21 protein-coding genes are annotated in these 18,870 nt (G+C 52.4%); 7 read left to right on the top strand and 14 right to left on the bottom strand.

Annotated features, from left to right (window positions below; genetic code table 11):
• Positions 1 to 14: 14 nt before the first annotated feature.
• The 11 genes from hypA to LDB27_RS03390 all read right to left on the bottom strand — a co-directional run bounded on the left by hypA (position 15) and on the right by LDB27_RS03390 (position 10,026).
• Complete coding sequence (gene hypA / locus LDB27_RS03440; protein WP_000544945.1) at positions 15 to 356, bottom strand: hydrogenase maturation nickel metallochaperone HypA; 342 nt, start codon at positions 354 to 356, stop codon at positions 15 to 17.
• Positions 349 to 837, bottom strand: a complete 489-nt coding sequence (hybE, locus tag LDB27_RS03435; RefSeq protein ID WP_000004951.1) for a hydrogenase-2 assembly chaperone — start codon at positions 835 to 837, stop codon at positions 349 to 351. The genes hypA and hybE overlap by 8 nt, the downstream gene beginning before the upstream one ends.
• Positions 830 to 1,324: a HyaD/HybD family hydrogenase maturation endopeptidase gene (locus LDB27_RS03430; protein ID WP_001221960.1), complete on the bottom strand. Its 495-nt coding sequence runs from the start codon at positions 1,322 to 1,324 to the stop codon at positions 830 to 832. Before LDB27_RS03430 ends, hybE begins: the two co-directional genes overlap by 8 nt.
• A complete protein-coding gene (gene hybC / locus LDB27_RS03425; protein WP_000083045.1) occupies positions 1,324 to 3,027 on the bottom strand; it encodes a hydrogenase 2 large subunit in 1,704 nt (567 codons plus the stop codon). Before hybC ends, LDB27_RS03430 begins: the two co-directional genes overlap by 1 nt.
• Complete coding sequence (hybB, locus tag LDB27_RS03420; protein WP_000017678.1) at positions 3,024 to 4,202, bottom strand: Ni/Fe-hydrogenase cytochrome b subunit; 1,179 nt, start codon at positions 4,200 to 4,202, stop codon at positions 3,024 to 3,026. Before hybB ends, hybC begins: the two co-directional genes overlap by 4 nt.
• Positions 4,192 to 5,178, bottom strand: a complete 987-nt coding sequence (gene hybA / locus LDB27_RS03415; protein ID WP_001081721.1) for a hydrogenase 2 operon protein HybA — start codon at positions 5,176 to 5,178, stop codon at positions 4,192 to 4,194. The genes hybB and hybA overlap by 11 nt, the downstream gene beginning before the upstream one ends.
• A 2-nt stretch (positions 5,179 to 5,180) precedes the next feature.
• Positions 5,181 to 6,299, bottom strand: coding sequence for a hydrogenase 2 small subunit (hybO, locus tag LDB27_RS03410; RefSeq protein ID WP_000145429.1), 1,119 nt, complete (start codon positions 6,297 to 6,299; stop codon positions 5,181 to 5,183).
• A 189-nt stretch (positions 6,300 to 6,488) separates the two neighbouring features.
• Positions 6,489 to 6,776 (bottom strand): DUF2623 family protein, encoded by a 288-nt coding sequence (locus LDB27_RS03405; RefSeq protein WP_001059119.1) that lies wholly within the window; start codon positions 6,774 to 6,776, stop codon positions 6,489 to 6,491.
• 84 nt (positions 6,777 to 6,860) lie between these two features.
• Positions 6,861 to 8,504, bottom strand: a complete 1,644-nt coding sequence (locus LDB27_RS03400; protein WP_001238427.1) for a methyl-accepting chemotaxis protein — start codon at positions 8,502 to 8,504, stop codon at positions 6,861 to 6,863.
• 306 nt (positions 8,505 to 8,810) lie between these two features.
• Entirely contained in the window at positions 8,811 to 9,305 is a 495-nt protein-coding gene (locus LDB27_RS03395) for a TIGR00645 family protein (protein WP_000439335.1), read from the bottom strand.
• A 217-nt stretch (positions 9,306 to 9,522) separates the two neighbouring features.
• Entirely contained in the window at positions 9,523 to 10,026 is a 504-nt protein-coding gene (locus tag LDB27_RS03390) for an ESA_00282 family adhesion-associated protein (protein ID WP_001084409.1), read from the bottom strand.
• A gap of 103 nt (positions 10,027 to 10,129) precedes the next feature.
• Between LDB27_RS03390 and LDB27_RS03385 the strand changes: the two genes are divergently transcribed.
• The 3 genes from LDB27_RS03385 (at position 10,130) to LDB27_RS03375 (ending at position 11,939) form a co-directional block, all read left to right on the top strand.
• Positions 10,130 to 10,540: a hypothetical protein gene (locus tag LDB27_RS03385; RefSeq protein WP_000936443.1), complete on the top strand. Its 411-nt coding sequence runs from the start codon at positions 10,130 to 10,132 to the stop codon at positions 10,538 to 10,540.
• Complete coding sequence (locus LDB27_RS03380; protein WP_000665657.1) at positions 10,527 to 10,931, top strand: hypothetical protein; 405 nt, start codon at positions 10,527 to 10,529, stop codon at positions 10,929 to 10,931. The genes LDB27_RS03385 and LDB27_RS03380 overlap by 14 nt, the downstream gene beginning before the upstream one ends.
• 123 nt (positions 10,932 to 11,054) lie before the next feature.
• On the top strand, positions 11,055 to 11,939 hold the full coding sequence (locus LDB27_RS03375) for an SDR family oxidoreductase (protein WP_000019032.1): 885 nt from the start codon (positions 11,055 to 11,057) through the stop codon (positions 11,937 to 11,939).
• 112 nt (positions 11,940 to 12,051) lie between these two features.
• Here the strand turns inward: LDB27_RS03375 and exbD are convergent, their stop codons facing one another.
• Positions 12,052 to 12,477 (bottom strand): TonB system transport protein ExbD, encoded by a 426-nt coding sequence (exbD, locus tag LDB27_RS03370; protein ID WP_001251476.1) that lies wholly within the window; start codon positions 12,475 to 12,477, stop codon positions 12,052 to 12,054.
• Between the two features lie 6 nt (positions 12,478 to 12,483).
• Positions 12,484 to 13,218, bottom strand: a complete 735-nt coding sequence (exbB, locus tag LDB27_RS03365) for a tol-pal system-associated acyl-CoA thioesterase (RefSeq protein ID WP_000527859.1) — start codon at positions 13,216 to 13,218, stop codon at positions 12,484 to 12,486.
• A 251-nt stretch (positions 13,219 to 13,469) separates the two neighbouring features.
• Between exbB and metC the strand changes: the two genes are divergently transcribed.
• Both metC and yghB read left to right on the top strand, forming a co-directional pair.
• Entirely contained in the window at positions 13,470 to 14,657 is a 1,188-nt protein-coding gene (gene metC, locus LDB27_RS03360; RefSeq protein ID WP_023207421.1) for a cystathionine beta-lyase, read from the top strand.
• A gap of 139 nt (positions 14,658 to 14,796) precedes the next feature.
• Positions 14,797 to 15,456 (top strand): DedA family general envelope maintenance protein YghB, encoded by a 660-nt coding sequence (yghB, locus tag LDB27_RS03355; RefSeq protein WP_000268441.1) that lies wholly within the window; start codon positions 14,797 to 14,799, stop codon positions 15,454 to 15,456.
• A 63-nt stretch (positions 15,457 to 15,519) separates the two neighbouring features.
• Here the strand turns inward: yghB and LDB27_RS03350 are convergent, their stop codons facing one another.
• Positions 15,520 to 16,419 carry an AraC family transcriptional regulator gene (locus LDB27_RS03350; RefSeq protein WP_001078198.1) on the bottom strand — a complete coding sequence of 300 codons (900 nt, stop codon included), beginning with the start codon at positions 16,417 to 16,419 and terminating at the stop codon, positions 15,520 to 15,522.
• A gap of 192 nt (positions 16,420 to 16,611) precedes the next feature.
• Here LDB27_RS03350 and yqhD point away from each other — a divergent pair, with 192 nt between their 5' ends.
• Both yqhD and dkgA read left to right on the top strand, forming a co-directional pair.
• Positions 16,612 to 17,775: an alcohol dehydrogenase gene (yqhD, locus tag LDB27_RS03345; protein ID WP_225519919.1), complete on the top strand. Its 1,164-nt coding sequence runs from the start codon at positions 16,612 to 16,614 to the stop codon at positions 17,773 to 17,775.
• A 105-nt stretch (positions 17,776 to 17,880) separates the two neighbouring features.
• Positions 17,881 to 18,708, top strand: coding sequence for a 2,5-didehydrogluconate reductase DkgA (dkgA, locus tag LDB27_RS03340; protein WP_000013104.1), 828 nt, complete (start codon positions 17,881 to 17,883; stop codon positions 18,706 to 18,708).
• Positions 18,709 to 18,870: the final 162 nt, after the last annotated feature.

Raw genomic sequence — 18,870 nt, 5'->3', positions numbered from 1 at the left:
GAATAAAATGCGGGTTATTCGACCTCAATACTTTTTACTTTCAACGAATCGCCGGTATCCACCCGCAGGCGATCGCCATGACAATGCGGACATTGCGCGTCATGCCTGAGAATTTCCACCACCTGACTGCAATCCCAGCACCAGGCCTGGGCCGGTCTGTAGTCGATGTGCAATTCGCACCCTTGCGCTAAAGTCCCCTGGCAGGCGATGTCAAAGCTGAAACGAACCGCGCGCTCTTCAACGCACGAAAGCGCGCCTATCTCCAGCCATACGCCGGTGACGCGCGCCACGCCGTGCTGTTCTGCCTGCTGCTGAATAATTTCAACGGCGCTTTGGCAAAGAGACAGCTCATGCATTCTCACAGCTCCGACGGCCAAACAGCAATGCACGCCGGCTTGTCTGCGGCGCATCAGGATTGCTTACCGGCAGGGATAACAGCATCCGCGCGCAGTCATCCGCCAGCCGGACGCCCTCTTCCGGCGACAGGCTACGGGAAAGCGGCGACATCAACGAGCAGGCAAGATATTGCGAAACGCCTTCCAGTTCGCCAACGGTAAAGGTCATCGTGCCATAAGGCAGTTGCAGACCGAGTTTTTCACCGACGGTACGCCCGGGCCAGATCTGGTCCGGGCCAGGGAAGATTAATGCGCTTAACATCCACGGCGTAATTACCGTGCCCGTCCATTGTCCTTCAAACAACGTAAAATCAGAGACATGCACAGGCATAGTCGGATGCAGAAACGAAAGATCGTGCATCGAACGATGGGCTATCTCTTCAAACGCCGCCTGAACCCGGGCGACGGGCGCCGTGTCGAATCCGGAAAACGTTTCAGACATGCGCCGTCTCCTTAGGAATTGCTTCGACGCCGGATTCACGCAGCGCAGCAAGAACCTGCTCAAGCGCAGGTTCAATCATCGCCTCGACGGTTGGCGTTAAGCCGATGTGCGGTTCCAGCGACTGTGGAATAACGCCGACCAGGGTCAACTTCTTCGGAAACTCGCCGGTAAAGCGGAGGGCCGACAATACGTCGGCCAGTCCAAGCTGATGGGGGGAGATTTTGTTGGTGAACAACGCCGGAACTTCATCGTCGCGCAGTACCATAATGGTTCCCGGCGCGTTCTTTTTCGACACGATGGCGTCGGCAATGATCAAATGATCCCGATTCGCCATATCGCCAAGAAGTTCCATTCCCGCCGTACCGCCATCCAGAATCTCAACGAAATCCGGCAGGGTGTATCGTTGCTCTAACGCTTCAACAATACGCACCCCGATGGCTTCATCGGTCAGCAAAATATTGCCGACCCCTAAGACTAATATCCGCATTACAAAACCTTCACCGAGACCACTTCATTGCCATCGGCGTCCACCACGTGTACCGCGCACGCCATGCAAGGGTCGAAGGAGTGGATGGTACGTACCACTTCCAGCGGCTTCGCCGGATCGGCGATCGGCGTACCGACCAGCGACTGTTCGTACGGCCCCACGTCATCGTTGAAGTTACGCGGACCTGAGTTCCAGGTCGATGGCACCACTGCCTGATAGTTACTGATAATACCGTCTTTAATCACCATCCAGTGAGACAGCATACCGCGCGGCGCCTCCAGGAAGCCCACGCCTTTGAACTCGCCCGTCGCCGGAATGTTCGGCTTCACAAACGTGGTGTAATCGCCTTTGCCGATATTTACAATCAGCGCGTTGTATTGATCCTGCAATACGTTTTGCAGTTCACAACAGTGAACGGTACGCCCGATGATACGACCCAGCGTAGAGTGAAGTTGCGCCATTTCCAGCGTTTTGCCGGTCAGCTTCTGATAAAGCGCAATGATTTCATTGAGCTTGGTCTGGGTGGATTCACGACCTGCAGCCAGTTTACACAGCATGTTCGCCAGCGGCCCGACTTCGACGGTTTTGCCGTAGAATGTCGGCGACTTGACCCATGAGTATTTACCGTCATCCGACCAACCGTCGTAAGCCGGAATCGTGGTGCCTTCCCACGGTGCCTGCGGCGCTTCATCTTTATACCAGGCGTGCTTCGCGCTCTCCTGAATACCTTTAATCAGGAACTCGTCGGAGTGAGAGGTGATCGGACGGTATGTCGACAGATCGGCATTGGTAATGTAACCGCCCGGGAACAGGAAACTGCCGTTTTTACCGTCGGTCGGGAATTCCGGCGCGCTCAGGTAGTTCACCGCGCCTTTGCCGCGCTCCAGCCATTCCGGATAGTAGGCCGCGATGACTGCGGTATCCACTTTATACACCTGCTCGACAAAATCGCTCAGCTTATCGATAAACGATTTGATGTACATCAGGCGTTCAAGGTTCAACGTACCGATGCTGTCGAGATTGATCGGGTTCGCCACCCCACCGACCGCCAGGTTCTGGATATGCGGCGATTTACCGCCCAGCAACGCCACCACGCGGTTAGCGTCACGCTGACATTCCAGCGCCTGCAGATAGTGGGCGACCGCAATCAGGTTGACCTCCGGCGGTAACTGCATTGCCGGGTGCCCCCAGTAGCCATTGGCGAAAATACCTAGCTGACCGCTGGCGACAAGATCCTTGATCTTGTTCTGAACTTTCGTGAACTCTTGCGCGCTGTTCAGGTGCCAGCTCGACACGCCATCCAGCATCGCGGAGGCTTTTTCCGGATCGGCTTTCAGCGCAGAGGTAATGTCCACCCAGTCCAGCGCAGAGAGCTGGTAGAAATGGACAATGTGGTCATGGGTGGTATGCGCCGCCAGAATAATATTACGGATATACTGCGCGTTGACGGGAACATCAATATTCAGCGCGCTTTCCGCCGCACGAACGGAGGAGATCGCGTGAGTTGTCGTACAAACGCCGCAAATACGTTGCACAATCATCCACGCATCGCGCGGATCGCGGTTCTTCACGATCTCTTCCATACCGCGCCACATGGTGCCGGACGCCCATGCTTTGGATACGACGCCGTTCTCAATTTCGCAGTCAATGCGTAAATGACCCTCAATACGGGTTACCGGATCAATAGTAATTCTCTGGCTCATGCTTTGCTCGCCTCATGACGATTATGATCGTTTTGTTTTAAAGGAGGAAGTATCGGCAGTAGACGAATGAGTACGATGTATGCACAAATCTCAATGGCCACAAAACCAATAGAAATCAACAATTCTTCCCAGGTTGGGAAGTAGTGGTAGCCGCCACCCGGGTTGAATGCCACCAGCGAATAGGTCAGACGCCACGTCGCGCAGCCCAACAGCGCGCTCAGCGCCGACAGGTACAGCATACGAGAGTCATTACGCAGTTTCGCCACACGCAGCACCACTAACGGGAAGACCATCAGGACGACTTCAATCCAGAACATAGCGGAGTAAAAATCGCCGGCAAACGCATAGGACAGCTTGTCGCGATAAATCAGTTCGCCAAAGCGCAGGACGACGAAAATCGCCAGCAGCACGCTGATGGTATTCGTCAGCTTAACAAACAAATTTTTCTCATCCGGACCGTTTCCTTTCAGGCCTGCCTGAACCAGCGAGCCCTCAAATATGACAATGGAGAAGCCCATGATAAACGCGGTCAGAACCGAGAACAGCGGCAACATTTCATAGCTTTGCCATAGCGGATGCACTTTATAGCCCGCCGAGATCATCAATGACCCCATTGAGGACTGGTGCATCGTCGGCAGCAGCGCGCCCAGCGCGATAATAAAGAACATCACCTTATTCAGACGCTTGAGCGACACTTTCCAGCCCAGACGCTCAAACAGGGCAGGCGCAAACTCCAGCGCCATCACGCCGATGTAGATGGTCATACAGACCGCCGTCTCAAACAGTACCGAGTTCACGTTGAAGTGACCTGGAATGTAGAAGTACGGCAGGTTCCAGTAACGACCGACGTCGATAGTGATCGACAGGCCGCCCAGCGAGTAACCAAACAAGCTTGCCAGCAACGCCGGGCGCACCAACGGATGGTATTGCCCACGGTTAAAGACATATACCGCCCATGCCAACGCCCAACCGCCGCAGGCAAAGCCGGTGCCGATCAACAGGTCAAAGGCAATCCAGACGCCCCACGGGAAACCGCCGTTCAGGTCGGAAACGGAGCCCAACCCGAAGACCAGACGCTTCACGATAAGGAGCATACACAGGACGATTAACGGTCCAAAAATAATGACCGGTTTACTGATGATTTTTCCGCCCAGCGGTTTTGGATCATGACTCATGATCGTCTCCTCCATCGTGATGGTCGTTTTTGCTATTACGACGAACCAGCACGGTTAAGCCCGCCAGCGCAGCCAGGGGTAGTATCATGCCTTTATAAAGCGTGTGTTGAACATGCTCGGAGCGCGCTCCGGTTGAAAGGTCATCCAGCTTCGGCAGATCCAGATCTTCATAAGGAACGCCTGTCAGCACCAGCACCTGAGTACCACCGCCCTCTTTTTCACCGTAGAGGTGTGGGTAGTATTTAGGCACCGTATGTAGATAGGTGTCGTCCGTTTTCAACGTCTGGCGCGGATAGTGATATTCACTGCCTGGTTTGAGGGCCAGACGTTTTTTCGCTTCCGCCATCAACTCTTCACGAGTACCGAAAATGACGGCCCCTGCCGGACAAACTTCCACACACCCAGGCAAACCGCCTTTATCCAGACGCTCAACGCCTTTCTGGTTACACAGCTCACACTTGTGAAGCGCGCCAAACGGGTTGTTGTAGTCGTACTTAGGTACGTTGTACGGGCAGGCAACCATACAGTAACGGCAGCCGGTGCAGACATCTTTGTCATAGTGGACGATGCCGGTTTTCGGATCTTTTTTCAGCGCCGACACCGGACAAACGGAAACGCAGTTAGGATCGACGCAGTGCATACACTGTTTCTTGATGTAGGCATAGCCGTTCTCTTCCTGATCTTTGTTCACGCCCGTGCCGCTACGCCATACCTGGATAATGTTATTGGTATACGGCGACAGTTTGTCGTTGTTCGACCAGGTCTGCTCCCCTTCCGGGTTACGCGCCGGGAAGTTGATATCCTGACACTTTGTGACGCAGGCCTGACAGCCCACGCACAGAGTGGAGTCATACAGCATGCCCAGCGAACCAGGAATCGGCGGACGGTTTTCTGCAGCCGCATGGCTGACAGACGGCGCGGCGCCCAACAGCAATGCTCCACCGGAGGCTGCTTTAATAAAGTCACGTCTGTTCACGGTTATTCTCCCCGTGAGTCAGCGTTATCTTTCTTTTGCTGACGCCCCAGTTCACGTACCGCCATCACGCTGACGCCGGCAACCAGACCGACTACGCCGCCAAGCAGACCGACAGCGCCCGCAGAGATATTGCCGCCTTCTTTCATATTGACGTCAGGTTTCTCTGAACGCGGAGTTTGGTTTTCGACATGAGCAAGCTGGTGAATGCCCTTATGGAAGCCGATACCTTCTTCGTTACAGCCATAGCAAGGATGACCGATCGCCACTGGCCAGACGCCGCCAACGTCACAGAACTGTAACGTAGAACAGTTGCCCCAGGTTTCCGGCCCTTTACAGCCAAGATGGTAGAGACACCAGCCCTGACGGTGGCCTTCGTCGCCAAATTCTTTGGCAAAACGGCCTGCGTCGAAGTGTGGACGACGTTCGCAATGCTCATGAATCAGACGGCCATAGGCAAAGGTTGGACGATTTTTCGCATCCAGCTTCGGCGGCGTGCCGTAAGTGATGATATGCGCGACGGTCGCCAGGAAGTTATGCGGGTTTGGCGGACAACCTGGAATATTGATAACCGTTTTGCCCGGTAAGACTTCCTGCAGACTGACAGCGCCGGTTGGGTTTACGCCAGCCGCAGCAACGCCGCCCCATGCCGAGCAGGAACCGATAGCGATAATCGCGGCTGCGCCGTCGGCGGCTTTGCGGATGTGATCCACGATCGGCTCGCCGGCAACCATGCAGTAGATACCGTTATCTTTTAGTGGGATAGAACCATCCACCACCAGAACATATTGCCCTTTATACTTCTCCAGAGCGTTATGTTTGTTTTCTTCGACCTGGTGACCGAATGCGGCGGAAAGTACCTCGTGGTATTCCAGAGAGATGGTCTCCAGAACGAGGTTTTCAACGGTTGGGTGTGTAGCACGAAGCAGTGATTCGGTACAACCGGTACACTCCTGAGCGCCAATCCAGATAACGGGCGGACGCTGTGGATTGGATACCGATTCTGCCATTTCTGCGGCGGCTTTGCTACTGAGCCCCATAGTAGCGGCCAGTGCTGCACAAAGCTTCATGAAATCACGACGGTTAATGCCGTGAGAAGTGATGAGAGTATTATCTCCAGTCATTTTATAGTTATTCCGTTACGAAGACCTGGCTTTTATTTTGCACTGTTCGCGAAGAAGTTATTGCGATCGGTACGCCATTTACCACACTTTTTTTATGGTTATGTGCGCCATAATACTTCGACGGAACAGTAAAACGAAGGGAAGAGGCGATAGTGTAATTAATTAAAGCAAGATAATACCCCTGTTGGATCAACCTTCGAGTCGATAACCGGCCATAAAGAAGCGAACCGCCATCCCGGAATGATTCTCTTTAAAGAAATCCATCACCATTTCTTTATCCAGACCATAGCGACGCGTCAGAATTCCGGCCTCCCACGCGCTAAGTTGACGATCGCCGGTCTTTTCGAACATACGGTGTGTAAAACCCAATACAAAGCCACGTTTATACTCTGAACAGAAATTCACCGCATGATGCGCGCTATATGCATATGGCGCGTGCAACCCGGCCATTAACCCTTTCCCAAAATGATTATTCATCTGACCTCCTTAGTCGCTATATAATAAATTATATAGCGACTGGTTAAATGAAGGCCAGCGCATTACGCGCTTTTTTGCTTCACATCAGAAGGAAACCCATTCATCAGTAGACTGTGCGGGAGCCGACGCCATTCTCTGAACGCCAGGCGCTGCTTTCGCCGTTACGCGTTGTTGCGGCTCACTAGCGGAAAGCCGGAACTGCTGTACGGAGCGTTGCAAATCCTCCGTCTGCCGTTCCAGCGCCGCCGCCGCCGCGGAAACCTGCTCAACCAGCGCGGCGTTTTGTTGCGTAACGCTATCCATTTGCGTGATCGCCACGCCAACCTGAGAGATACCTTTACTCTGATCTTCGGAGGCGGATGCGATCTGTTTCATAATCGTCGTCACTTCCGTGACGCCGCGCAGGATGGCTTCCATCGTCGCACCGGTCTCCTGGACCAACTGCGCGCCCTGCGCTACGCGACGTACCGATTCGCCAATTAAGGCTTCAATTTCTTTCGCCGCCCCCGCGCTGCGGCTGGCCAGGTTACGTACCTCACCGGCGACCACCGCGAAGCCGCGTCCCTGCTCGCCCGCTCTGGCCGCTTCTACCGCTGCGTTCAAGGCCAGAATATTGGTCTGGAAAGCAATACTATTAATCACGGTAGTAATTTCGGCGATCTGCTGCGAACTGGCGGAAATACCGTCCATGGTTTCTACCACATCGGAAACCAGTTCACCGCCTTTTCCTGCCGTTAGCGAGGCGGCATCCGCAAGCTGACTCGCCTGGCGAGCGTGTTCGGCGTTCATTTTCACCGTTGCGGTAAGCTGTTCCATGCTGGCGGCAGTTTCTTCCAGCGCGGCGGCCTGTTCTTCCGTTCGGGAAGAGAGATCGTTATTACCAGTAGAAATTTCCGTCGCGCCGCGCCAGATATTGTCGCTTCCGGCGCGGATCGTACTCACGGCTTCGCGTAAACTGTCCTGCATCGCGCGCAGTAGCGGCACCAACCGGCCTACGCAGTTACGCCCCAACGCTTCAATCGGCTGGCTAAGATCGCCTTGCGCGATGCGCTGAAATTGCTGACGGATGCGCTCCAGCGGTTTCACCATCATTGCAACCAGATAGCGATCGGTAAAAATCAGGATGGCAATGCCCAGAATCACCGCCGTGATAAGCAGGATGCGGATGGTATAGGTTTTACCATCGACCATCACACGTGTGTTATCCAGCATGGCGCCAGCTTCATGACTAAACCGTTCCGCGCTGGCGCCGAACGCGCGACTGAGTGCGGGCGTGACCGTACTGGCATGTTCGCTCCAGGCGGTCAGCGATCCTTGCTGCGCCAGTTGCATTTGAGGAACGACGCCTTTCTCCAGCAAGGCCTGCCAGTTGGACAACACCTCCCTTGAGATATCAGGGTTCATCGGCCCTGGCGATAGCGCTTTCATCTCCTCCAGCTTCTGACGCATATTCTCGAGCGACTGCCGGGCGGGCGCAAAATCGGGCGTGCCGCCGCCGATTTTTACATCCATCGCGCGGCTAAGGCGGGTAACAAAGCGGAAATATTGATCGTTACCCTGGCTTAGCACCGTCATTTGCCGCACAAGATGCCGGTCAATATCATTTCCTTCCGAAACTTCGGATAAAGCATGGACGCTGTATAACCCCACCCCCGACCAGAGTAGACAAAAAAGTCCCAGTATCGTCAGCATGACCATACGAATAGTAAAGTTTTGCAGCAAACGCATATGAATTTCCTTGCTGAATATAAGAGATTAGTCATCAGACGATGACGCACTCTCGTTATCGGCAAGGCGCGGAGAATATATAATGCATTCTCCATTTTTTTACAGTTATCGCCGTTCACGTACCCGCAGATGTTATATATCTGTGAACGCAGAGAAAATCTTTTAGTCTTATTACTGGGTAAATGAATAGATGTAGTAAAAATATTGCGTAAGGCTGCAGGGAGGCGGTTATCCGCCGTTAAAGAAGTGCTGTTTTACAGCCGGGCTCAGTGTCCTTTGCCCGACTGCCCCGCCGTTGACGGCGGCTCAATGGTTATGCCGCGTCAATCTGTCCAGATAGCCCATCACGAACGCCGACAGGACAAAGGTCAGATGGATGATGACATACCACATTAATTTGTTATCCGGGACGTTTTTCGCGTCCATAAACACGCGTAACAGGTGAATGGAAGAGATAGCGACTATCGATGCCGCCACCTTATTTTTTAGCGAAGTCGCATCCATTTTCCCCAGCCAGTTCAGCTTCTCCTTGCCCGCAGAGATATCCAGCTGAGAGACAAAGTTTTCATACCCGGAGAACATGACCATTACCAGCAATCCGCCAACCAGAGTCATATCAACCAGCGATAACAGCACCAGGATCAGATCGGCCTCCGCCAGGGCAAAAACGTTCGGCAGAACGTGTAGAATTTCCTGGAAAAATTTTAGCGCTAAAGCGATCAGCGCCAAAGAGAGGCCAAAATACACTGGCGCGAGCAGCCAGCGAGACGCATACATTACATTTTCAAGAAAGCGTTCCATAGGGACCTGTCAGGTAACTAAAACCAGCAACAGTATATCTCAACCATGCAACATCAGATCAACATGCAGTTAAGAGCCTATCCCACCAGGCGTTATTGGCGCAGCCAGTTTGGACACGGACAGCGCGCAAAAACCGGAGCGTACACGTAGTACGTGAGGATTTTGAGCACTGCCCAGGTCCAAAATGGCAAGTAAAATAGCCCTAATGGGATAGGCTCTAAATCTCATCCGGTTTAACCTGTGGACGCTGATATTCCGGCCATACCAGCGCGACCAATGCCGGGTAGGCCTCAAGACTGAACTCCCGAAAACACTGACGTAAATTCAGGACGTCCAAATCCGAATACGGCACCTTTTCTCCGTTCAGACAACGCTTCTTAATATTGTCGTAATACTTATAAACGGCAGAGTTAAGGTCGCTGCAACGACGCTGTGCGTCAAATAATCCAGGCGTTTCATTCAACTCAGTCATTGTCATTCGTTTTATCGTTGCATGAAGGAAATCGATATATTCATGGTTAACGCGCCAGTACCATACCGGCGTTATCGAATTCATTAATACTGAGAAATGATCTTCGCCCTCTTCCTTTGTCATGGGTTCAGTTTGATTTAAATTTACGATTTTTCCACCAGGACGTTTTTTATTAACCTCCCACATCAGGAAGAGTATCGCGCCGGTCAGTAATAGCAATATAATAACAGAATAAAAAATACTGTTCATAGCAGGCTCCATTTTTTTTGATTTTAAAATTACACCATGTTATTGTCAACGAAACCTACACTATTAAAAATAGTATACCACTGATCGTAAAGGATATTTAGTCATGCTTCCTGAGCATCTGGTTTCCTCTCATTTTCGCCTGTCATCGCCGCCCCCTGAAGCCACAGAAAACAGTAAAAATTTGCCTAAGGGAAAGACAAAACTCAGCGATTACGAGCCCGATATTTTAATTAGCGCTAACGCTGCCGGGCAACACAGAAACGTATTATTTGAAGAACGCGACCGTCATATTAAAGAACGTCTGTATTGTGTGGCTAAAATTGAAACGTTTGCCCGCCTGATAAACGCACTACAGGCAGAAGGCGATATTGATGCCCAAATGCTAAGTAAAATACTGGCGGATAAAACCGCAATGATAAATGAAAAAGGCAATGCCATTTGGCTTAATTTAATCACTCGCGAAACCAATATGCCGCTATTTTATTCACTGGAAGATAAAGATGAAAGAAGTTGAAGACAATAACGTTTATTTGGCTTTAGACAACCATAAAAGTGATGAATTTATCTTAAAGCAAAATCTTGCAGCGCTAATCGCCAGTAAAAATGCCACCCTGGAAAAGGTAACGCAGGAGGTGGTATCCATACCGGCGGCGTTAGTACGCCTGAAGTGGCAAAACCGACGGGAGATGTATGCGTTACAGGTCAAAGAGGAGATTTATGGCGCGACCATCAATGCCATTATCGAGCAGCATCCTGAATTACGAGACAAAATTATGTCTCGTCTTGAAAGTGACTGGCAGCATCTGCTGGCTCGCGAGACGGCAACCTTACGTCTGACGCGTAAGCTTTCCGATGGCGACTACCGGACGCGCAACGTCACCACCGTCGCACGGCAAGAAAAATAACCTTCATGGCTAGTTAACTCTGTTGTGAATACGGGCGAAGCATAAGGATCGTTCTGATTCTCCCTCTTACGGTAGTAAAAGTGTCTACGCTTAAAGGGTGTTCAACCTGAAGGGAGAAGCTCAATGTCTCATCTATACGACCCTACCACGCAGTATTACACCGGCGAGTATCCTAAGCAAAAACAGCCGGCGCCCGGCGTCCAGGCGAAAATGACGCCTGTTCCTGACTGTGGTGAAAAAAGTTATGTCGGCAGTGGTCGCCTTAAAGATCGTAAGGCGCTGGTGACAGGGGGCGACTCCGGGATTGGGCGTGCTGCCGCTATCGCTTACGCGCGTGAAGGCGCAGATGTCGCGATCAACTATCTGCCAGCGGAAGAAGAGGACGCCCAGCAGGTTAAAGCGCTGATTGAGGAGTGCGGCCGTAAAGCGGTGTTATTGCCAGGCGATCTTAGCGACGAATCTTTCGCCCGTTCGCTGGTCCATAAGGCGCGTGAAGCGCTGGGCGGGCTGGACATTCTGGCGCTGGTGGCCGGTAAACAGACGGCAATCCCGGAGATAAAAGATCTGACCAGCGAGCAATTTCAGCAAACCTTCGCCGTTAACGTTTTTGCCCTGTTCTGGATAACCCAGGAAGCAATTCCGCTGCTGCCAAAAGGCGCCAGTATTATCACGACGTCGTCTATCCAGGCGTATCAGCCCAGTCCGCACCTGCTGGATTATGCGGCAACCAAGGCGGCAATCCTCAATTACAGCCGTGGCCTGGCGAAACAGGTGGCGGAAAAAGGAATTCGTGTGAATATTGTCGCGCCTGGCCCTATCTGGACAGCGCTGCAAATTTCCGGCGGTCAAACCCAGGATAAAATTCCGCAGTTTGGTCAGCAGACGCCAATGAAGCGGGCCGGCCAACCGGCAGAGCTGGCGCCGGTGTATGTCTATCTGGCAAGCCAGGAATCCAGTTACGTTACCGCAGAAGTGCACGGCGTGTGCGGCGGGGAGCATTTAGGCTAACGCATGAAGTCGATTAAGATGGCGCACTTCTGTTACGCAAAGCGCCACTTTAGGCAATAAAAAAGCCGGGTGGCGACTGCGCCTTACCCGGCCTACAGCATCAGCAGAATACTTATTTCGCTTTCGCGGTCTCTTCGCCGACCAGACCAATCTTGAGATAGCCCGCCTGATGCAGCATATCCATCACTTTCATCAGGGTTTCATACTCTACGGTTTTATCCGCGCGGAAGAAAATCGTAGTATCCTTTTTCCCTTCCGTCAGGGCCGTTAGCTCGGCAATCATCGTATCATCCGTCACCGGATCGTTACCGATAAACATGGTGTTATCCGCTTTCACCGACAGATAAACCGGTTTTTCCGGGCGCGGCTGTGGCGTACTGGTAGAAGCGGGCAGATTCACCTTGACGTCTACCGTCGCCAGCGGCGCAGCCACCATAAAGATAATCAGCAGAACCAACATGACATCGATAAACGGCGTCACGTTGATTTCATGCATTTCGCCGTTGTCATCCAGGTTCTCGTTAAGACGCATTGCCATGACGCATTACCCTACCCGTAATTTCTGCGCGGCGCGTACCGGCTGCGCACTGGCGCTCGCATTCAGATCGAGATCGCGGCTTTGCAGCAGCAATACCTGCGCCGCCACGTCGCCCAGCGTCGCTTTGTAACTGCCTATCTGACGTGCGAAGATGTTGTAAATGACAACCGCCGGGATCGCAGCCACCAGCCCAATCGCCGTCGCCAGCAGCGCTTCCGCAATACCAGGAGCGACCACCGCCAGGTTGGTGGTCTGCGTTTGCGCAATACCGATGAAGCTATTCATAATGCCCCATACGGTGCCAAACAACCCGACGAAGGGGGAAATGGCGCCGATCGTCGCCAGATAACCGTTGCCTCGTCCCATGTAGCGGCCAACTGCCGCGACGCGACGTTCCAGACGAAAGCCGGTACGTTCTTTAATCCCTTCGTTATCTTCGCTGCCCTGAGAGAGTTCCAGTTCATTCTGCGCTTCATTGATGAGCTGTGCGCTGAGGCTTTTTGCGCTGAAACCTGCCGCAATGTCGGAAGCCTGATCTAAAGAGCGCGCATCGGCTAATTGCAGTTGTTCGCGCTTTAAGCGGCGCTTTTGAGTGAAAAATTCAACACTTTTACTGAAGAAGATAGCCCAGGTGACGACTGACGCCAGAATCAAACCAATCATCACGCACTTCACGACAATATCGGCGTGCTGATACATGCCCCAGACGGAGAGATCCGTCTGCATCAAATTATTACCCACTCTGTATCTCCAGGACGCAAATCACAAAATCTGAGCATAATAATATCAAAACAACGTCGAATTGATAGTCGTTCTCATTACTATTTACATACTGCCGCACCTTTACTGCTTTTTCTTTGCGCTTACGCATTAAAAAAGCCACCTGTTTTTATTTTGGCAAAATTTTCATCTGTATCACACGTCGCCAGGGTGCAGATGGTTATATTCATGCTAGTTTAGACATCCAGACGGTTAAAATCAGGAAACGCAACATGACGGATAAACAGTTGGATACCAAACTGGTAAACGCAGGACGCAGCAAAAAATACACGCTTGGCTCAGTGAATAGTGTGATTCAACGCGCTTCTTCACTGGTGTTTGACACCGTCGAGGCCAAAAAACACGCTACCCGCAATCGCGCCAACGGCGAATTATTTTACGGACGCCGGGGAACGCTGACTCACTTTTCGCTCCAGGAAGCCATGTGTGAACTGGAAGGCGGCGCCGGATGCGCGCTCTTCCCGTGCGGCGCGGCGGCGGTCGCCAACACCATTCTGGCATTCGTTGAGCAGGGCGACCACATCCTGATGACCAACACAGCCTATGAACCCAGCCAGGATTTCTGCAGCAAAATTCTCGGCAAACTGGGCGTGACGACAAGCTGGTTCGACCCGCTCATCGGCGCTGATATAACGCAACATATTCAGCCGAACACGAAAGTCGTTTTTCTGGAATCCCCCGGTTCTATTACCATGGAGGTACATGATATTCCGACCATTGTCAGTGCGGTCAGACGCGTCGCGCCAGAAGCCGTCATCATGATTGATAATACCTGGGCGGCTGGCATTCTGTTCAAAGCTCTGGAGTTCGATATTGATATCTCTATCCAGGCGGGCACTAAGTATCTGATTGGTCATTCTGATGCGATGGTCGGTACTGCCGTTGCAAATGCGCGTTGCTGGGAACAATTGCGGGAAAACGCCTATCTGATGGGGCAAATGCTCGACGCCGACACGGCTTATATGACCAGCCGCGGTTTGCGCACGCTCGGCGTCCGACTGCGCCAGCATCAAGAAAGCAGCCTCAAAATCGCCGCATGGCTGGCGAACCATCCTCAGGTCGCGCGCGTTAATCATCCGGCCCTGCCGGGTAGCAAAGGTCATGCGTTCTGGAAACGAGACTTTACAGGCAGCAGCGGTCTGTTCTCCTTTGTGCTCAATAAAAAGCTGACCGAGGCAGAATTATCAGCCTATCTGGATAACTTTTCGCTGTTCAGTATGGCCTACTCCTGGGGAGGCTACGAATCGCTGATTATTGCTAATCAGCCGGAACAGATCGCCGCGATTCGTCCCGCAGGCGGCGTAGATTTTACCGGTACGCTGGTTCGGGTGCATATTGGTTTAGAGAGTGTTGATGATTTGATCGCTGATTTAGCCGCCGGCTTCGCCAGAATTGTGTAAAGTTGCCGGGGATGGACATATATGCAGACAATTTCCGTGGAAAAGTCTGCGTTTGTTGCGTCCGGGATCAAGGCATCCCGGACGATTCAGGAGTACAATAGGCGAATAAAAGCATAAATGCTGTTCCACAGGAAAGTTCATGGCTGTCATTCAAGATATTATCGCTGCGCTCTGGCAACATGATTTTGCCGCGCTGGCGAATCCACACGTTGTTAGCGTCGTCTACTTTGTCATGTTCGCCACGCTATTTTTAGAAAACGGTCTGCTGCCAGCGTCATTCTTACCCGGCGATAGTCTGCTACTACTGGCAGGCGCGTTGATCGCCCAGGATGTGATGCATTTTTTGCCGACGATTGGCATTCTCACCGCCGCGGCCAGTCTCGGCTGCTGGCTAAGTTATATCCAGGGACGCTGGCTCGGTAATACGCGTACCGTCAAAGGCTGGCTGGCGCAGCTTCCGGCAAAATATCATCAGCGCGCCACCTGCATGTTTGACCGTCACGGTTTGTTAGCGTTGCTTGCCGGGCGCTTTCTGGCGTTTGTCCGCACTCTGCTGCCAACAATGGCGGGTATTTCCGGCCTGTCCAACCGCCGGTTTCAGTTTTTTAACTGGTTAAGCGGCCTGCTGTGGGTGACTGTCGTGACCAGCTTCGGCTACGCGCTCAGTATGATCCCGTTTGTTAAGCGCCATGAAGACCAGGTAATGACATTTTTAATGATCCTTCCCGTCGCGCTACTGGTCGCCGGACTGTTAGGTACGCTGGTCGTGGTGATTAAAAAGAAATACTGTAACGCCTGACGTATCCATAATCGGCCAGGATGGCCCGGTTACGCTTCGTTGACCCGTGGCGGGATGCCCCACTTAGCTCCCTTGCATTGTCCGCATTCTTGCCGCATCTTCGCCCGGCGTAACGCCAAAATAACGTTTAAACTCCCGGCTAAACTGCGATGCGCTCTCATAGCCGACCCGCATCGCCGCGGCGCTGGCCTTCATACCGTCGTGAATCATCATCATCCGCGCTTTATGCAGTCGGTAGCTTTTTAAATACTGCAACGGCGAGGTGCTGGTGACCGCCTTAAAATTATGGTGAAACGCCGACACGCTCATGTTCGCTTCTGCCGCCAGTTGCTCAACATTCAGGTTCTCGGTGTATTTCATTTCGATCTGTTTAAGTACGCGACTGATCAGGCTAAAGTGCGTCTGGCGACTAACCAGTGCAAGCAGCGCCCCGCCGCGCGGTCCCATCAGCACATGATAAAGAATTTCGCGAATAATCTGTTTTCCCAGAATCCGCGCATCCAGCGGGCGCTCCATCACATCCAGCAATCTTTCCACCGCGCATAAAATCTCGTCCGACAGCGTGGCGGAGTTAATCCCACTGGCCGCCATCGGCAACTGGAAACGCTCATCTTCGCCAATGTCCATGAGCAACTCTTGCAGTTGCAGCACATCAATGTCGAGCCGAATACCGGCCAGCGGTACCTCCGGCGTCGCCCAGGTCTCGCATTCAAAAGGGAGCGGCACGGTCAGTAAGAGATATTCATTAGCGTCATAACGAAACTTGCGCTTGTTAATATAGCCAATTTTATGGCCGGAAAAGAGAAATATGATGCCAGGCTGATACATGACCGGCGTGCGCGGCCCCGGTTCAACACCATACAACAGACGAATGCCCGCCAGCCGCTCGCTGATTATTTTATCATTATTTTTTAAATGATTAATTTTATCAGCCAACTGTAAGCAAATTGCTTCACGATTCATAACGCGCCATTTTTTCATCAAATCCACTCCGCTGGATTGTGCGCATTTTTAGCGATTTTCTCCAGCATTCTGGAGAAATAGGCAAAACATTGGCAGAAATGTGCATTGAGAGACATCCCTCACAAGACCACAATGATGACCATCAGGCAGACAGCCGCCTGCCCTCTTTTTACCCACATAAGGGAATGAGCAATGAACAATTTCAAATTACATACCCCTACCCGCATTCTGTTTGGTAAAGGCGCTATCGTCGATCTTCGCGATCAGATCCCGCAGGACGCCCGCGTGCTGATTACCTATGGCGGCGGTAGCGTGAAAAAGACCGGCGTACTAGCGCAAGTTCAGGACGCGTTAAAAGGACTGGATGTTCGGGAGTTTGGCGGTATTGAACCGAACCCGTCCTATGAAACGCTGATGAAAGCCGTGCAGCTTGTGCGCGACGAAAATATTACCTTCCTGCTGGCCGTTGGCGGCGGTTCCGTACTGGACGGCACCAAATTTATCGCCGCAGCGGCGCAGTATACGGACGGCGTCGATCCGTGGCACATTCTGGAAACTGGCGGTACTGAGATTCGTAGCGCAATCCCGATGGGGTCTGTGCTGACCCTACCGGCAACCGGCTCAGAATCGAACGCCGGCGCAGTCATTTCCCGTAAAACCACTGGCGACAAACAGACCTTCCACTCCTCGTTCGTGCAACCGGTGTTTGCCGTACTGGATCCGGTCTACACCTATACTTTGCCGCCACGCCAGGTTGCGAACGGCGTCGTGGATGCTTTCGTCCATACCGTTGAGCAGTACGTCACTTACCCGGTTAACGGCAAAATTCAGGATCGTTTCGCCGAAGGCATTTTACTCACACTGATCGAAGAGGGTCCCAAAGCGCTGCAAGAGCCTGAAAACTATGACGTCCGCGCTAACGTGATGTGGGCCGCTACTCAGGCGTTGAATGGCCTGATTGGCGCTGGGGTTCCGCAGGACTGGGCGACGCATATGCTGGGCCATGAGCTTACCGCGATGCACGGTCTCGATCATGCCCAGACGCTGGCTATCATTCTGCCTGCGCTATGGAACGAAAAACGAGACGTTAAACGTGCAAAACTCCTGCAATATGCTGAACGTGTATGGAATATCACCGACGGTTCCGACGACGAGCGTATTGATGCCGCCATTGCCGCCACCCGCCGTTTCTTCGAACAGATGGGCGTGCCTACCCGCCTGTCCGATTACGGTCTGGATGGCAGCACTATTCCGGCGCTACTGGCTAAACTTGAGGCGCATGGATGCACAAATTTAGGTGAAAATCAGGATATTACGCTGGATGTCAGCCGTCGGATTTATGAAGCGGCGCGCTAAGGTTTTTTCGCCTCTGACTTTCGTTTTTGGCCATTTCGTCCAGACTTAAGTCACTTAGTCTCGCCGGACCCGACTCCGGCGAGCCAATTAAAAGAGGAATACATCATGGCTAATCCAACCATTATCAGGCTACAGGATGGCAACGTAATGCCACAACTTGGGCTGGGAGTCTGGAAAGCAAGCAATGAAGAGGTGATCGCGGCGATTCATAAAGCGCTGGAGGTGGGCTATCGATCGATTGATACCGCCACAGCATATCAGAATGAAGAAGGCGTCGGCAAAGCGCTAAAAGAAGCGAGCGTGGCGCGGGAAGAGCTGTTTATCACCACCAAGTTGTGGAATGACGATCAAAAACGTCCCCGCGAAGCCCTGCAGGAGAGTCTGAAAAAACTGCAGCTTGATTATCTCGATCTCTATCTGATGCACTGGCCCGTACCGGCTATCGATCACTATGTCGACGCCTGGAAGGGCATGATCGCGCTGCAAAAAGAGGGGCTGGTAAAGAGTATCGGGGTCTGTAACTTTCAGATCCATCACCTCCAGCGTCTGATCGATGAAACCGGCGTTACCCCTGTGATCAACCAGATCGAGCTTCACCCCTTGATGCAACAGCGCCAGCTACATGCGTGGAATGCGACGCATAAAATCCAGACCGAGTCCTGGAGCCCGCTGGCGCAGGGCGGCGAAGGCGTATTCGATCAGAAAGTGATTCGCGAACTGGCGGATAAATACGGCAAAACGCCCGCCCAGATTGTTATTCGCTGGCATCTGGACTGCGGGCTGGTCGTCATTCCGAAATCCGTCACCCCTTCCCGTATCGCGGAAAACTTTGCTGTCTGGGATTTCCGTCTCGATAAAGATGAATTAGGCGAGATCGCAAAACTGGATCAAGGAAAACGCCTCGGCCCCGATCCGGATCAGTTCGGCGGTTAAGCCGGATTTATCGCACGTCATGCCCGACAATGTCGTCGGGCTTTTTTTCATTTCGAAATATTAAGAAACAATTACGCGCATTTAACAGTATATTTCCCCCACACACAAGCGCAGAATTATTCTGATTTTGTGAATATTTATTCATGATTATTATCAATTTAC

This window comes from Salmonella sp. JXY0409-18 (assembly GCF_020268625.1).
Lineage (GTDB): Bacteria > Pseudomonadota > Gammaproteobacteria > Enterobacterales > Enterobacteriaceae > Salmonella > Salmonella enterica.
The sequence above is the reverse complement of the archived record's forward strand: the minus strand, read 5'-3'. Positions and strand labels throughout refer to the sequence as shown.

Bases quoted from the DNA above. Each gene is read 5' to 3' on its own strand.
- hypA (WP_000544945.1), bottom strand. From the start codon at position 356: ATGCATGAGCTGTCTCTTTGCCAAAGCGCCGTTGAAATTATTCAGCAG.
- hybE (WP_000004951.1), bottom strand. From the start codon at position 837: ATGTCTGAAACGTTTTCCGGATTCGACACGGCGCCCGTCGCCCGGGTT.
- LDB27_RS03430 (WP_001221960.1), bottom strand. From the start codon at position 1,324: ATGCGGATATTAGTCTTAGGGGTCGGCAATATTTTGCTGACCGATGAA.
- hybC (WP_000083045.1), bottom strand. From the start codon at position 3,027: ATGAGCCAGAGAATTACTATTGATCCGGTAACCCGTATTGAGGGTCAT.
- hybB (WP_000017678.1), bottom strand. From the start codon at position 4,202: ATGAGTCATGATCCAAAACCGCTGGGCGGAAAAATCATCAGTAAACCG.
- hybO (WP_000145429.1), bottom strand. From the start codon at position 6,299: ATGACTGGAGATAATACTCTCATCACTTCTCACGGCATTAACCGTCGT.
- LDB27_RS03405 (WP_001059119.1), bottom strand. From the start codon at position 6,776: ATGAATAATCATTTTGGGAAAGGGTTAATGGCCGGGTTGCACGCGCCA.
- LDB27_RS03400 (WP_001238427.1), bottom strand. From the start codon at position 8,504: ATGCGTTTGCTGCAAAACTTTACTATTCGTATGGTCATGCTGACGATA.
- LDB27_RS03395 (WP_000439335.1), bottom strand. From the start codon at position 9,305: ATGGAACGCTTTCTTGAAAATGTAATGTATGCGTCTCGCTGGCTGCTC.
- LDB27_RS03390 (WP_001084409.1), bottom strand. From the start codon at position 10,026: ATGAACAGTATTTTTTATTCTGTTATTATATTGCTATTACTGACCGGC.
- LDB27_RS03385 (WP_000936443.1), top strand. From the start codon at position 10,130: ATGCTTCCTGAGCATCTGGTTTCCTCTCATTTTCGCCTGTCATCGCCG.
- LDB27_RS03380 (WP_000665657.1), top strand. From the start codon at position 10,527: ATGAAAGAAGTTGAAGACAATAACGTTTATTTGGCTTTAGACAACCAT.
- LDB27_RS03375 (WP_000019032.1), top strand. From the start codon at position 11,055: ATGTCTCATCTATACGACCCTACCACGCAGTATTACACCGGCGAGTAT.
- exbD (WP_001251476.1), bottom strand. From the start codon at position 12,477: ATGGCAATGCGTCTTAACGAGAACCTGGATGACAACGGCGAAATGCAT.
- metC (WP_023207421.1), top strand. From the start codon at position 13,470: ATGACGGATAAACAGTTGGATACCAAACTGGTAAACGCAGGACGCAGC.
- yghB (WP_000268441.1), top strand. From the start codon at position 14,797: ATGGCTGTCATTCAAGATATTATCGCTGCGCTCTGGCAACATGATTTT.
- LDB27_RS03350 (WP_001078198.1), bottom strand. From the start codon at position 16,419: ATGAATCGTGAAGCAATTTGCTTACAGTTGGCTGATAAAATTAATCAT.
- yqhD (WP_225519919.1), top strand. From the start codon at position 16,612: ATGAACAATTTCAAATTACATACCCCTACCCGCATTCTGTTTGGTAAA.
- dkgA (WP_000013104.1), top strand. From the start codon at position 17,881: ATGGCTAATCCAACCATTATCAGGCTACAGGATGGCAACGTAATGCCA.